The organism is Rhizobium sp. BK060 (assembly GCF_014193145.1).
In the GTDB taxonomy this organism is placed as follows: domain Bacteria; phylum Pseudomonadota; class Alphaproteobacteria; order Rhizobiales; family Rhizobiaceae; genus Rhizobium.
Window position 1 is genome coordinate 273,942 of record NZ_JACHYW010000004.1, and the last position, 13,637, is coordinate 287,578.

General features: G+C 60.5%; 11 protein-coding genes and 2 pseudogenes. 4 read left to right on the forward strand and 9 right to left on the reverse strand.

The window, feature by feature from the left end; translation table 11 throughout:
- Positions 1-2: 2 nt before the first annotated feature.
- Together FHT71_RS06800 and FHT71_RS06805 are read right to left on the reverse strand one after the other, a co-directional pair.
- On the reverse strand, positions 3-332 hold the full coding sequence (locus tag FHT71_RS06800; RefSeq protein WP_183719318.1) for a hypothetical protein: 330 nt from the start codon (positions 330-332) through the stop codon (positions 3-5).
- Positions 329-1,105, reverse strand: a complete 777-nt coding sequence (locus FHT71_RS06805) for a DUF2092 domain-containing protein (RefSeq protein ID WP_183719342.1) — start codon at positions 1,103-1,105, stop codon at positions 329-331. Before FHT71_RS06805 ends, FHT71_RS06800 begins: the two co-directional genes overlap by 4 nt.
- 397 nt (positions 1,106-1,502) lie before the next feature.
- Between FHT71_RS06805 and FHT71_RS06810 the strand changes: the two genes are divergently transcribed.
- The 3 genes and pseudogenes from FHT71_RS06810 to FHT71_RS06820 all read left to right on the forward strand — a co-directional run.
- On the forward strand, positions 1,503-2,693 hold the full coding sequence (locus tag FHT71_RS06810; RefSeq protein ID WP_132595223.1) for an efflux RND transporter periplasmic adaptor subunit: 1,191 nt from the start codon (positions 1,503-1,505) through the stop codon (positions 2,691-2,693).
- 34 nt (positions 2,694-2,727) lie between these two features.
- The gene (locus FHT71_RS06815) at positions 2,728-5,880 is read left to right on the forward strand and encodes a multidrug efflux RND transporter permease subunit (protein WP_183719319.1); all 3,153 of its coding nucleotides are present in this window, start codon (positions 2,728-2,730) and stop codon (positions 5,878-5,880) included.
- 311 nt (positions 5,881-6,191) lie between these two features.
- Positions 6,192-6,644 (forward strand): annotated as a pseudogene (locus FHT71_RS06820) (hypothetical protein); the annotation flags it as partial.
- Between the two features lie 534 nt (positions 6,645-7,178).
- On the opposite strand, the gene FHT71_RS06825 reads toward FHT71_RS06820, so the two are convergent.
- The 5 genes from FHT71_RS06825 to FHT71_RS06845 all read right to left on the reverse strand — a co-directional run bounded on the left by FHT71_RS06825 (position 7,179) and on the right by FHT71_RS06845 (position 9,823).
- Positions 7,179-7,592 carry a curlin gene (locus FHT71_RS06825; RefSeq protein WP_183719321.1) on the reverse strand — a complete coding sequence of 138 codons (414 nt, stop codon included), beginning with the start codon at positions 7,590-7,592 and terminating at the stop codon, positions 7,179-7,181.
- Between the two features lie 173 nt (positions 7,593-7,765).
- Positions 7,766-8,161 (reverse strand): curli-like amyloid fiber formation chaperone CsgH, encoded by a 396-nt coding sequence (gene csgH, locus FHT71_RS06830; protein WP_183719322.1) that lies wholly within the window; start codon positions 8,159-8,161, stop codon positions 7,766-7,768.
- Positions 8,162-8,225: 64 nt separating this feature from the next.
- Entirely contained in the window at positions 8,226-8,663 is a 438-nt protein-coding gene (locus tag FHT71_RS06835) for a curlin (protein ID WP_183719323.1), read from the reverse strand.
- Between the two features lie 152 nt (positions 8,664-8,815).
- Entirely contained in the window at positions 8,816-9,235 is a 420-nt protein-coding gene (locus tag FHT71_RS06840; RefSeq protein ID WP_183719344.1) for an EVE domain-containing protein, read from the reverse strand.
- A 156-nt stretch (positions 9,236-9,391) separates the two neighbouring features.
- Positions 9,392-9,823 carry a substrate binding domain-containing protein gene (locus FHT71_RS06845; protein ID WP_246699445.1) on the reverse strand — a complete coding sequence of 144 codons (432 nt, stop codon included), beginning with the start codon at positions 9,821-9,823 and terminating at the stop codon, positions 9,392-9,394.
- A gap of 18 nt (positions 9,824-9,841) precedes the next feature.
- Between FHT71_RS06845 and FHT71_RS06850 the strand changes: the two are divergent.
- Positions 9,842-10,342, forward strand: a pseudogene (locus tag FHT71_RS06850) (acyl-CoA dehydrogenase family protein); the annotation flags it as partial.
- Positions 10,343-10,654: 312 nt separating this feature from the next.
- Here the strand turns inward: FHT71_RS06850 and FHT71_RS06855 are convergent.
- The gene (locus FHT71_RS06855; protein ID WP_132595131.1) at positions 10,655-12,598 is read right to left on the reverse strand and encodes a heavy metal translocating P-type ATPase; all 1,944 of its coding nucleotides are present in this window, start codon (positions 12,596-12,598) and stop codon (positions 10,655-10,657) included.
- Entirely contained in the window at positions 12,595-13,635 is a 1,041-nt protein-coding gene (locus FHT71_RS06860) for a protease modulator HflK (protein ID WP_132595129.1), read from the reverse strand. The genes FHT71_RS06855 and FHT71_RS06860 overlap by 4 nt, the downstream gene beginning before the upstream one ends.
- Between the last annotated feature and the right edge of the window lie 2 nt (positions 13,636-13,637).

Here is a 13,637-nt window from a genome sequence, read left to right on the forward strand (position 1 = left end):
TGCTATTCAATGACCACTTGAACGTAGGTAGCACCGCTCTTGGCGCAGTAGTGTGATCCGCAGCGGTAATAATAGCCGCCGTAGTACGCACCGTAGACGCAACCGGCCGGCAGAGTGCTGATGTACACGTTCGTTCTTCGGACGACACGGCGGGTGGTCCGACGGGCAACACCCGCGTAGGAGAGCGGTGTCGGGGGATGCCCGATCACCGCCTCGGCCGGGGTAGATGCCCTGAACGTCAGGGTCGTCAGGTCACTGCCCTCCATGCTGACGTCAAGGGATGCGAAGGCGACTGCGAGCGCAAAGGCGAAAATCCTTACGACGGTTTTCATTGTGCGTCTCCCATCATGCCTGTCGGCGCCGGCAGTTCATCGATCTGACCGAGTTCGCTCAAATCAACCTTCTTTGCATCGCCCGGAATCTCGATCGCGAAGTTTGCGACCTTCACATCTTCTCCCGTGCGGAAATTCCGGACTTCAAGCATGTATTCCGGTGCTTGGACGACATGTTTGCTGGTGACGACATAGCGCTTCGGGATCGGCGTCGATCCTGTCTCGATCCAAATCTGCCAGTCGATGTCATTTTTCAGGAAAGTCAGGTATTCACATTCGACGCCGTCGACGACCGCGCTTGAGATGTGCTTGGCCTCGGTGACGCCGTCCATCAGCGTATCGAAGCTGTTCGAGAGCAGGAGATCGGAGCCGGGAATCTCTGGGCCGGCGTTCTGCAGCCGATCAAAAAGCTCATCAAGGCTCCCCTTCGCGTCGATCTGGGCGTACGCGTCGAGATTCTTGCCATGTACGGTCAGTTTCGTCCCGTCAAAGCCGACATCCAAGTCAGCAAAGCCACCGACACGCGTTACCCGGATTTTGTCTGGTCGGCTGATGGTGGCAGTGCCGGAGCTGACGAATTGCAGTTTCTCGAAAGCTGGCGTTACTGCCTCCACCGACGAGACATAGTCGAAGGAGAACGTCTTCTGCGCCGCCATGTAGTCGGACATCGCCTTCAGAAGTGCCTTCGAATCGTCGGCCCACGCCCCGGTCGGGCCGCTTAGTCCGGCGGTCGTCGCGCACGCGGCAACCAGTGCCTTGAAGCGCGTCGGCAGTGGGAATTTCGGCCCTCACTTTGACAACGGTTGATTGGGTACGCGTTGAATGCTGGGTACGCTAACGTCGCTGGCGGCATTGCCATCGATAGAAGGGCGTAGCGAGGTATCCCTTAGACATGCCCTTGGGGCACTCAAGAACGGCTTGGCACCTTTCTGTCGATCGAACGGAAGCACAGCTACTGCACGTTTCTTTTTCGCGGCCGAAATGTAACTGTAGGTTCATCTCTTGTCGCACATCGCAGCTTGCATCGGTCACTATTTATCGCCTGCGTTGCTATTGCTTTTCGCGGAAACATTGTCCCATACTATACTTAGCCTCGGCGTTTGGTGCGTTGGGATCCACTGCGGGGCACGCATGAAATCCAAAGCTCGTGCATCCGTCGAGGTAGGGGAAATGCGTGGCAGATCGTATCGGGGGCTATACCTAATCGGGATTCTTGCAATGGCCGCCGGCTTGTCGTCGTGCGACAGCGGCAGCAATGCGTATGTGCCACCGCCACCCCCGAAGGTGAATGTTGCACAGCCGTTGCAGCAGCCGGTGGTTGAATATTTCGAGCTGACCGGCAATACAGACGCGATCAATGCGGTCGACATCGAAGCGCGAGTTCAAGGCTTTCTCGAGACCATCGACTACAAGGATGGAACTGCCGTGAAGAAGGGCGACAAGCTCTTCAGCATCCAGCGCGACACCTATAAGGCGCAGGTCGACCAAGCCCAGGCGCAGCTGGCCTCGCAGCAGGCGTCGCAGGTTGGAGCGAAGCAGGAATACGACCGGCAGGTCAATCTCATGAAGCAGGAGGTGACGACGCAGACGGCCGTCGACAGCGCCAAGGCGACGCTCGACGAGGCAAACGCCTCCATTCTGAACGCGCAGGCGAGCCTCGATCTCGCAAATATCAACCTCGGATATACGGACGTGGTGGCGCCCTTCGACGGCACGGTGACCGACCATCTTGTTGATGTGGGTGCGCTGGTCGGTGTGTCCGGCCCGACAAAGCTTGCCACGATCGTTCAGACTGACCCGCTCTACGTTTATTTCAACGTCAGCGAATCGCAGGTGCTGATGATCAAGCAGAGCCTTGCAAAGGCAGGGCGTAAGCTGACCCAGACTGATCTTCCGAGCATACCGGTCGAGATCGGGTTGGGCGACGAAGAGGGATACCCACACAAGGGCCACCTCGACTATGTCGCTCCGCAGGTCGATGCCTCGACAGGCACGCTCTCGGTTCGAGGCATTATCGATAACAAGGACCATGCGCTCCTGCCGGGCCTCTTCGTGCGCGTTCGTGTCCCGGTCGCCCACAAGGACAAGGCGCTTCTCGTTCGCGACGACGCGATCGGCACCAACCAGCAGGGCAACTATGTACTGGTGCTTGGCAAGGACGATGTGATCGAGCAGCGACCCGTCAAGATCGGTCAGCGCGACGGGTCCATGCGCGTTATCGAGTCCGGTATCGATGCCGGCGACTGGGTGGTCATGGCCGGCATTCAACGGGCCGTGCCCGATATGAAGGTCACGCCTGAGAGAATCACGATAGACGCTGCCGCGGCAACAGGGGATCCCAGCGGATCGAAGGTCCCATGAACCGAGACCACGCCCAATCAAGGAGGCGAAGCAGATGATCTCGCGCTTCTTCATTGAGCGGCCGGTGCTCTCCAATGTTCTCGCGCTGGTCATCGTCCTGATCGGCGCGGTGGCGCTTCTGCAGCTGCCAGTCGCTCAATATCCCAACGTGGTTCCGCCCACCGTACAGGTGACGACGCGCTATCCGGGCGCGAGCGCCAAGACCCTCGTCGATACCGTTGCGTTGCCAATCGAACTGCAGGTCAACGGCGTCGAAAACATGCTCTACATGCAGTCAACGAGCGCTAGCGACGGCACCTACTCGCTGACGGTGACCTTTGCCATCGGTACGGACCCCGATCAGGCGCAGGTCCTGGTCCAGAACCGCGTTGCGATCGCGATGCCATCATTGCCGCAGGCGGTGCAGGTGCAGGGCGTGACGACGCAGAAGAAGTCGACATCGATCCTCGGTTTCGTCAGCCTGACCTCGCCGGACAGCCGTTACGACAGCCTCTTTCTATCGAACTACGCGGTCATCAACCTGCAGAACGAACTCGCCCGGCTCCCCGGCGTCGGCAATGTCAGCGTCTTTGGCGCCGGCCAGTATGCCATGCGGATCTGGATGGATCCGAATCTCCTGCAAGCCCGCGGGCTGACGCCGCAGGATATCATCAACACGGTGCAGCAGCAGAGCCAGGAGGTCACGGCAGGGCAGGTGGGGTTGCCGCCGGTGCCCAACGGGCAGGACTTCCAGTATACGCTGAACGTCAGCGGTCGGCTGAACGACGCCCCTGACTTCGAAGACATCATCGTCAAGGTCGATTCCACAGGCGGCGGCCGGATCACGCGTGTCCGCGACATCGGTCGTGTCGAGCTCGGGGCGCAGACCTATAGCCAGTCCTTCCTGCAGAACCGGCGACCGGCGACCGGTATCGGCATTTTCCAGTTGCCGGAAGCGAATGCCATCGCGGTAGCCGAATCCGTCAGGGCGAAGATGGCGGAGCTTTCAAAGAGCTTTCCGCCCGGCCTTGAATACAGCATGCCGTTCGACACGACGAAATTCGTCCGGGCCTCGATCCGCGAGGTTTACGTGACGCTGATCGAGGCCGGTGTCCTGGTCCTGATCGTGATCCTGCTCTTCCTGCAGAATTGGCGGGCCATGCTCGTGCCGGCGACAACCGTTCCGGTGACGATCATCGGGGCATTTGCCGCGATGGCAGCCCTCGGTTTCACCGTCAATCTGTCAACGCTGTTTGCGATCGTGCTTGCGATCGGCATCGTCGTCGATGACGCGATCGTCATCGTCGAGGGGGTTGCGCGTCACGTCGAGGAGGGGATGCCAGGCAAGCAGGCTGCAGAGAAGGCGATGGATGAACTTCTCGGTCCCGTCATCGGCATTACGCTCGTTCTCATGGCGGTCTTCATTCCGGCTGCCTTCCTGCCGGGGCTAACCGGACAGCTCTACCGGCAATTTGCGCTCGTCATCGCCGCGACCGCGCTGATCAGCGCAATCAACGCGATCACATTGAAACCGACACAATGCGCTCTCTGGCTGCGGCCGCCCGTGCCGCCCGAAAAGCGTAACTTTTTTTATCGCGGCTTCAATCGAATCTACAACGCGGCGGAAAACGGCTATTCCAGGCTTGTTGGCGGCCTCGTCCGCAACAGCGCGATCGCGGTTCTCGTTGGGCTCGGGCTGATCGGTGTCGCTTTCTGGGGATTGACCCGGCTTCCGACGGCCTTCCTCCCCATCGAGGATCAAGGCTACGTCCTGATCAACGCGCAGTTGCCGGATGGCGCATCGAAGGAGCGCACCGATGCCGTGATGCAGCAGGTCAGCCAGATCGCCGAGTCAACGCCGGGCGTCGACCAGGTTCTGACGATCAGCGGCATTTCGGTCCTCGACAACAGTGCAAGCCTGCCGAATGCCGGTGTCGCCTATGTCGTTCTCAAGGACTGGGACGTGCGCGGAAAGGAGAAAGGCCAGGATCTGCTGTCGATATACCGGCATCTGAACGGCGCTCTGGAGAGAGTCATGCAGGCTAATACGTTGGTCATGGTCCCACCGGCGATCCAGGGTATCGGCAATGCCAGCGGTTTTACCATGCAGGTGCTGCTCAAGGACGGTAGCTTCGATTTCCCGCTGCTGCAGACACTGGCCGACACGATCGTCGAACACGGGAATTCGCAGTCCTCGCTACAGCGGCTGCAGACGTCGTTCCGCGCAGACGCTCCCCAGCTCGAGGTTTCGGTCGACCGCATCAAGGCCGAGACGCTCGGCGTCACGGTTGGGCAGGTGTTTTCCGCCCTCTCGGGTTACGTGGGATCGAGCTATGTTACCCAATTCAACAAGTTCGGCCGCACCTTCCAGGTCTATGTGCAGGCGGCCCCAGATTTCCGCGTGCGGCCCGATGACATCCGCAATCTGAAGGTCAAGGCTGGCGATGGCACCATGGTCCCGCTTGGTACAGTGATCGACGTGAAAAGCACGCCGGGCCCGACGCTGATCAGCCTTTACAATCTCTATCCCACTGCCACGATCGTCGGCGGGCCTGCCACCGGCTTCAGTTCGGGGCAGGCGCTCGATGTCATGGAGCAGATTGCCAATCAGACGTTGCCGCCGGGCGCCGGCTTCGAGTGGACGGCGCTGTCCTATCAGGAAAGGGCGGTCGGCAGCCAGATCTACTACGTCTTTGGCCTCGCCATTCTGCTGGTCTATTTCGTTTTGGCCGGACAGTACGAAAGCTGGATCTTGCCGTTCGCCGTTATTCTCGCCGTTCCTCTTGCTTTGCTCGGGACTGTCGGCGCACTGACGGCGCTCGGGGTGGCGAACAATCTCTACACGCAGATCGGTCTCATTCTGCTCATCGCGCTTTCCTCGAAGAACGCCATCTTGATCGTTGAGTATGCGCGGGAAAAACGCATGCAGGGCATGGAGATTGCCGCTGCCGCCGTGCTTGCGGCGCGACTGCGTTTCCGCCCGATCCTGATGACCTCTTTCGCCTTTATCCTGGGCGTGCTGCCGTTGGTTCTGGCGACGGGGGCTGGCGCCAACGCCCGCCGATCGATCGGTATTTCTGTCTTTAGCGGTATGATCGCATCGACGTGCCTGGCGGTTTTGCTGGTGCCGTCCTTCTACGTGATCCTGCAGCATTTCGAGGAATACCGGAAGCGCCGTCCAGTGGCGGTGCCCGACGCGCAGACGTAGGTGATGCGACAACACGCTGTTGGCCAGAGCGGATACCGCATTGAGAATTGCTATTCTCGGCTAGGGAACGCATGGCGTGTTGCGCTTGATCGTCTGCCCTGCGGATAAGCAATGGAGCGCCCTCGGAGGAAGAGGGCTAGGTGCAGCCTCACGATGCCGACATGGTCGACACTGTGATTTCCGAAGGGAGAGGAACTATGGAGAATTTCTCGTCATCACTGGAAATCGCATCCGCGAAACGTGGCATGTGGAGAATGAGACTTGGCTTGTCCGTGCTGGGAGGCATCGTCCTGTTCGCGGGCGCGGTCTTGGCGCAGCAGCCGACCGACGCGCAACGCAACGCGATCAAGTCCGCCTGCCGCAGCGATTTCCTATCCAATTGTTCCGGCGTCACCCCGGGCGGCAAGGAGGCGCTTGCCTGCCTGCAACAGCACGAAGCGTCGCTCTCGTCGGGATGCAAACAGGCAATCAGCGCACTTGGCGCAAGCGGCAACGCTGCCACCCCGAAATCGTCTTCAGGGGCGTCGACCGCGCCGGCGGCGCCGGATGCCGGCACACCCAAGGCCGTCGCGCCGGCGACGACGGCCGCACCACAGCTTTCGCCGCGGGAGGAGATGGTCATTGCCCGCGAGGCCTGTGGGCCGGACTTCCGATCTTACTGCCGTGCCGTTCCGCTCGGCGGCGGACGCGGCATCGCCTGCCTTAGGGAAAACATGGCGCGGTTGTCCCCGGCTTGCCAAAAGGTCTTGGCTCACGGGCTGTGATTCTCTTTTGCTTTCACGGACTTCGGCATGCCTGCGGTGATGGGGGGCCGGATGTGCCGGTCTGATTCGCAAAATGCCGGTGAATTCGTCAGACCTTAGTCCAACTACCCAATCGGTGCGCCTGCGCTAACTGGACCTTGTCCTTCTGCCCCGAAGGATGAGGGAGGCTTTGGGATGTCGCGGACAAACCCTCCCGCAGCCTCCCTCCTTGCGGTCGGACCTTGGTCCAACTTTCCAAGTGCGCAGCCTCTGCCTAAGTTGGCCCTGTCCTTCCGCCAAAAAAGGACACGCAGGGGCACCTTCGGTCCCCTGAGAGGGCTTGAGAGGTCACCAACGGGTAGGCTGACCTCTCGGCTCTCCTCGTCCAGGGCAACACCTGACTGTGGCGACCGAGCATTATTGCATCTGGAAGTGGTTCTTGGCTTGTCAGAGCGATTCTGTATGTGATGGCCATTGCGTTCGCCTGCGGGAAAAGCGGCGAACCGGCGTTGATGAAACAACGTGACATCGCCTTCGGGACTGGGGTGAACTGTCTTACCAGCCGTAGCTGAAGGTAGCGCCACTGCCGTTATCCCCATCCTGCACCACGTCGGTTTCAGTATTTCGCCCATACTGGAAAATGCCATAAGCATTGTTGTTGCCATTCTGCCGCAAGGTTGCGGAATGACCACTGCCCCGTTGCTGGATGAAGCCGAGGTTGCCACGGCCAGCCTGAGCGATGCCAGCCGCATTACCCCGGCCCAGCTGCCGGATGTCGGCGTCTTTCAGACCGCGGTAGAGCGAATAGACCCGCAGTCCGGTTGAGAAAAGACCCGCATCCTCGGCATTGTCCGGCGCGAGGTTGAACGAGATCCGGCCGCCGGCATAGGCTGGCACAGACAAGGCTACTTGCCCCATGCTCCCGGCAAGAAGAGTGACGGTAAGGATCTTAAACACGTTGCGACTCATCCTGATCTCCATTTGCCAGCTGTGTTGGCCGATGATCAACTTTCGCATCTTGCAGCTGAACCCAGTCACAATTGCCCGTTCAGTTGTCGTTCAGTCGTTTCGGCCTGATCGAACGAAAAAGGGCGCCAGAAACCGGCGCCCCTTTAAAGGGATTCGCAGAGTGTGGAGGCCGATTAGTTGCCGCCGATCTGCTTCGTGCAGCTGAAGCTCTTGTCCCCGATCACGACATCCAGTGTGACTTTGTATTCGGTACCTTTGGAGTCGAGCGAGACGGAGCTGAGGATTGCCGCATGTCCCGCTATGGCATCGAAATCGCCACTCTGGCTGCTCGTGGAGCTTCCACCGCCCCCTGATTTCACGACATGAAAGGTGTAAGTCCCGCTGATATGCTTGTCGGCGTGGACGAGCGCATCCAGTCTTACCATACCTGCTCCACGCGTTGCCTTGATTTCGCAAAGCTGCGCCTCGTCAGATTGGTTGGCAGTCGTCATGGCCGCAATGGCGCCGACGGGAAGGACCAGCGCAAGAATGGCCGTCAGGCGGCGTAGATGTTTGACGCTATATGGCATGGGTCGTCTCCCCTAGTGGTCTACTGTTGCGATCTTGGCCTCTTTCACGTCATCGCGGAGCCGCTTACGGGCAGGCCTGGACGAAGGCCGCGACATTGCCGTTGCCGCCCTGGCTGACATTGGCGTTGCAGCCATGGCCGACCTGGACGCCAGCCGCGATGTTGCCATTGCCGTCCTGGGTAAGGATCGTCGTGTGGTTGGAGCCAAACTGGCCGATGCCGGCGACGTTGCGGACGCCGTTCTGATAGGTGGCGCCATAGTTGTCATTGCCTTCCTGACCGACAGCCGAAAGGTTATGACGACCATATTGATGGCCGATAATCCGGTTGTAGCCCCCGTTCTGATAGGTTCTGATCCGGTTTCCGTATCCTTCTTGCGCGCCACCGGCAGAGTTCGACCAGCCATATTGTTCGATACGCACATCGTTGGCCATGGCGGGGGCTGCGGCGGTGAGGCCAACGAGAGCGACGAGTGCGGTTGCAATGAATGACGTGCGGATCATGACTGTGTCTCCTCAGGCGGATAAGACCGCGGTTGAACGTCTTTCTTTTGGACGCTCCCTTTGGAACAGAAGCTGAAGGCACCATTCAGTCGGGGTTCATTCGCAGAGATCGGCGCCTTGGCCTTGATCCCATTAATCGGCCATCGGCACCCTCAGCCATCGTCCTGCATGGAGGCTGCGATGAGCGCGGAATCCTCTGGTTCGATGGGGAAGAGCCCGAACCGCAATTGATCACCCCAGTTGCCGCTTCGGGTGAACGCCAGCTGACCGAAGAGCGGACGGATCGGCACCTCCGCTGTTGGTCGCCAGTCGACATCCCGCCGCCAGGGTACGAAGCCGGGAAACATTTCCGCTTGATAGGGTGAGCGGTCGGTGATGATCCCGATTGCAGTGAAGGCCTGCAGGCGGTCTTTTCCGCGGAAGGTCTCGGAGGGAGAGTAGTAGATGACGGTGTCGCCAGGGGCGGTCCGCCGTAGCGGTCCACCCTTGCCGTGACAGACCTGCATGAAGCCCGCCGCACGACCGATCCGCACATGCTCGGCCGAGGCTACAGCAATCCACATTATGCTCAACAACAATATGCCAAGCCCGATCAACCCATGGGGATGCGCCAAACTCGAAACCACCTTTACCGGTTCCTTGCCACAGCGCGGCTGCGCTGCCGACGACGGAACGCAATGGAAGTAACCTCCGTGCGCGATCTGCAATAGCTGGCCTGGCGGGGATCTCTACCGACGGAGATCCCCGGCGATCCAGTGGACGATTGCCTTGACCCGTCGTGGCACGAATTGCCGTGACGGATGCACGGCGTGGATCGGCAGACTGTGCTTGCCCCAACTGGCGAGCACCTCGGTCAGTCGCCCGGCGGTGATGTCGTCCGCTACCAGAACCTCAGGTGCGTAGATGATGCCAGCGTCTTCCACCGCGGCAACGCGCATGGCTTCGCCGTTGTCGATGGCGATATTGCTGTTGATCTTTGCCGCCAGCATCTGTCCGTCCCTACCTTCGAAATGCCATTGATCGCGTGGGACAAGATTGAGGCTCAGGATGCAGCGATGCTGTTCCAACTGTTCGGGATGGGTCGGCACGCCGCTCTTACCGAGATAGCCGGGCGAGGCGCAGCAGACGAAGCGATAGGTGCCGATCCTTCTTGCGATCAAAGAAGACGGCCGCAGGTAGCGGACGGCGCCACCTTCCAGATCATCCAGGTTGCTGTCGACACCGGCATCGCATCGGCGGCGATTAAGGAGACAATCAACTTCGTCCGCACCAAGTCGCGCGCCTGGGTCGACAGCGGCCTCGACCACGCCTGGGATGATCCTTACACGATCCAAGCGATCGGTGGCCTCCAGCCCAGACTGCATGCGGCGCAGGCATTGCTTGAGAAAGCGGGACTTGCGATCGACCGCGCGGTTGCCAATCCCAATGCCGATAGCGTAGCACAATCGCAGATCGTCACTGCCGAGGCCAAAATTCTCTCGACCGAGATCGCTATCGAGGCCACCAACAAGCTATTCGAACTGGCCGGCACGCGCTCGACGCTTGCTGAGCACAATCTCGACCGGCACTGGCGCAATGCCCGGACGCATACGCTGCACGATCCGGTACGGTGGAAATACTCGATCCTCGGCAAATACTTCCTCAACGGAGAGAAGCCGCCGCTACACGCCTGGAGCTAAGCAGGGCTCGGCGCTTTAAAAATCAGGATATTACGGTGGCGAGAAGGACTTTATCGCCACTGTTTGCCGCTATTCAATTGTCTATGTCGGACCGCTATTGCTCAGGCCGCCTGGCTGAACCCTCTCAAAAAGCCTCTATAACTAGACCCCCTGGATGCAGGTTCGTTCCAGGTCAAGGCGAGGGAATTTGCGCAATAGTTTGAAGTGCCTCGACAGCATCGAATCCAGGAGTTCGGAGAGCAGCACGCTCATACATGGTGGTCTATCTTAACGGCGAGCTTCAGTCTTGTCGCGACGATCTGCGAGTCTTGTTTACGCCGTGAGTGGTTCGTCGTATCGCATCATCCGGCCGGCATTGGCGAGCACCAGCAAAGTGCTGAAATTATGGAGGAGGGCAGCGACGACTGCGCCCGCCGTTCCGAGAAAACCGAATCCCGCCAATGCGACGATCGCTACGGTCCAGCCGAGGCCGATGATGACGTTGGTTTTCAATGTCCGGCGGCAGAGCCTGCTGAGGCGGATGCATGTGCCGAGCCGCCGCAAGTCGCTGCCGATCAGGATGATGTCGGAGGAGGCGAGCGCGATATCGGCACCGCCCGCACCCATCGCAATACCGACGGCACCGGCCTTGAGGGCCAGCGAGTCGTTGATCCCGTCGCCGACGACAAGGGGTTTGAAGCCGCTTTCCGTCTCGCTTAACACGCGTTTCAGCTTGTCGGCGGGCAGGGCCTCGGCCGCGACATCGGTTATGCCGATCTCTCGCGCAAGGGCATGCGCGACCGACTGACGGTCACCAGTCAGCAGAAGCTGCCGGTTGAGCCCAAGCGCCCGCAATTCCGTCATCGCAACCGCTGCCTCCGGCTTGACGGTGTCCGACAGGAGAAGCCAGGCGACAAACTCTCCACCTACGGAAATGCCCGCGAGCGGACCGTCATGCGAGGGGACCAAGGGAGCGATGACGGACAAGCGTTCAAACAATTCGGGACGTCCGAGGGCGACTTCGCCCGCTGCCGTGCCCGCAACGACGCCCAGCCCTTGAAGTTCCCGGACGTTCGTCATCGGATGGTAAGTATCATGGGTGACGAGCGAGGCCAGGGCCCGGCTGACCGGATGACTGCTGGCGGCGCCCAGAGAGGCCGCCAGGGCCAGAACGGTCTCCCGATCCCTATTGCTCGTAAGCCTGATCTCCTGGAGCCGAAGCCTACCGAAGGTGAGGGTGCCGGTCTTGTCGATGACCAGGGAGGTCAGATCGGCCAGCTCTTCCAGAAATGCCGAGCTGCGGATGAGGATGCCGTGGCGCGCTGCAACCGCGATACCGGCAATCGCTGTTGCCGGCGCGGACAGGACCAGGGCGCAGGGGCAGGCCGCGACAAGGATCGCTAGCATGATCTGGTCATTGTAGGTGAGGAACCAGGCGATGGCCGCTATCGTCAGCACGAAGGCCAGATATTGCTGGGCGTAGCGCTCCAGCAGCCGCGTGATCGGTGGCTTCGAGTTTTCTGCCCGCTGCATCAGCGCGATGACTCTTCCGAGTGTCGAATCTTCGCCGATTCGGGTCACCTCGATCTCGAGGCGGCCATCCAGATTGATCGCGCCGCCGAAGACGTCCGTGCCTGCGGAGACTTCGAGAGGTATGGATTCGCCAGTAAGTGGCGCGGTGTCGAGGCTCGCCTGTCCCTCCCGGACGCGACCGTCGGCAGGAATGCGGTCTCCCGCTCTCACCTCCACCAGATCGCCTGGCTTGAGCGCGATATTATCGACTTCACGCGTGCCACCATCCGGCGTGATCAGCCGTGCATGGCTACGGGTCAGGCGCGCCAATGCCTCCATCGCTTCTTTCGATCCAATGACGCTGCGCTCCTCCAGCACATGGCCGAATATCATGATGATCGGGAGGAGGGCCGCGGTCAGCAGATCGCCGGTCGCCCAGGCAGCCAGCATTGCAAGAGCGATTAACTGGTCGGTGATGCCATGCAGGCTTGGATGGCGCAGACTGTGCCAACCGGAGCGGATGACCGGAACTGCGACGATGAGCGAGGCCGCTGCGAGCAGAAGCTGACCGACGCCCTCTTCGTCCGGCGCAAGCCAGCGCCAGGCAATGCCGAGCACAAGCAGGCTCAATGCGATCATGGCCAAGGTAAGCTGAACGGCCGCCGCCTGCTTTTCGTTGGCGGTCAGAAGGCCTGCGCTAAGGACATGGTGGTGATGGTGCGCGTGGCCATGGGAGCCGTGCGAATGATCGGTCGCGACGCTCATTTGTCGGCTCCCTGCAGAATGAGGCGCGTATCGTCCCTGGGGTCGACCGTGATTACCGAGCCTGCTTGCGACAGGATTTTGGCAACGCGATCTCGATAAAGGCGCCAGGGAAGACCGGAATCGCTATGGGATCCCTGCGCGCTTGCAATGCCGGTGATGGTTGCCGTGTCGGCGCGCGCCTTTGCCAGACGTTCGCTCGATTGGGCTTCCGCCATCTGCACAATCCGGTCGACTTCCTGATCGGCGGTCTGCCTGTCCTTCTCCGCATCATTCTGCGCTGACGCGATCGCCTGTTCTGCCTGCTGGCTTGCCGTCAGCACCCCATCGAACGCGCCCACGGCCGTTGCCGGAAGCGCGGATTGAACGTCGGCACGGTCGATCTCGATTCCAAGACCCATGCCCTTCGATTTCAGCGCGTCCAGGCTGGCGTTGATGCTGTTCACCAGGTCGGCGCGCAACCGTTCGCGGCGCTCGGCGGTATCGCTGTCGGCAGAGACCAGTTCCGGGCGCGCGACGAGAATGCTGTCCAGATCGCGTGAAGCACAGATCACAACGGCGCTACGGGTCACGAGGCGGTCGAGCGCCGGAAGGACATGCTCCTCTTGCAGGGCATAGGCGAAGGGGTCGGTTACCCGATAAAAGACACGGATATCGAGCTGAACGACACTCGCGTCTGCGGTCAGCAGATATCCCGATCCTGCCAGAGTATCGCTCTCTGTCTCATCGTTGGCCTCGCTGGCCTGCGCGGCTGGCGAGCGAAGCAATCCATCAATCCGGCGTTCCAGAACCGTTGCGGCGTCGGGCAGAAGCAAGACGTTTTCGAACGGCGCGGGCAAAGCCCATAACAGGCCGGATTCCTGCACCCGGTTCAGGGCGCCCAGCCGGAGGACAACAGCTCGGTTTTGTGGAGCGATCTCCCGGATATTGGATATTGCCCAGCCGACCGCCGCCAGCACCATGATCGCGGAGAGCAGCATGGACACCAGACGAATAGCCTGATGTTGCGCCGTTGAATTCCTATCCCTGATGGTGCCCATCT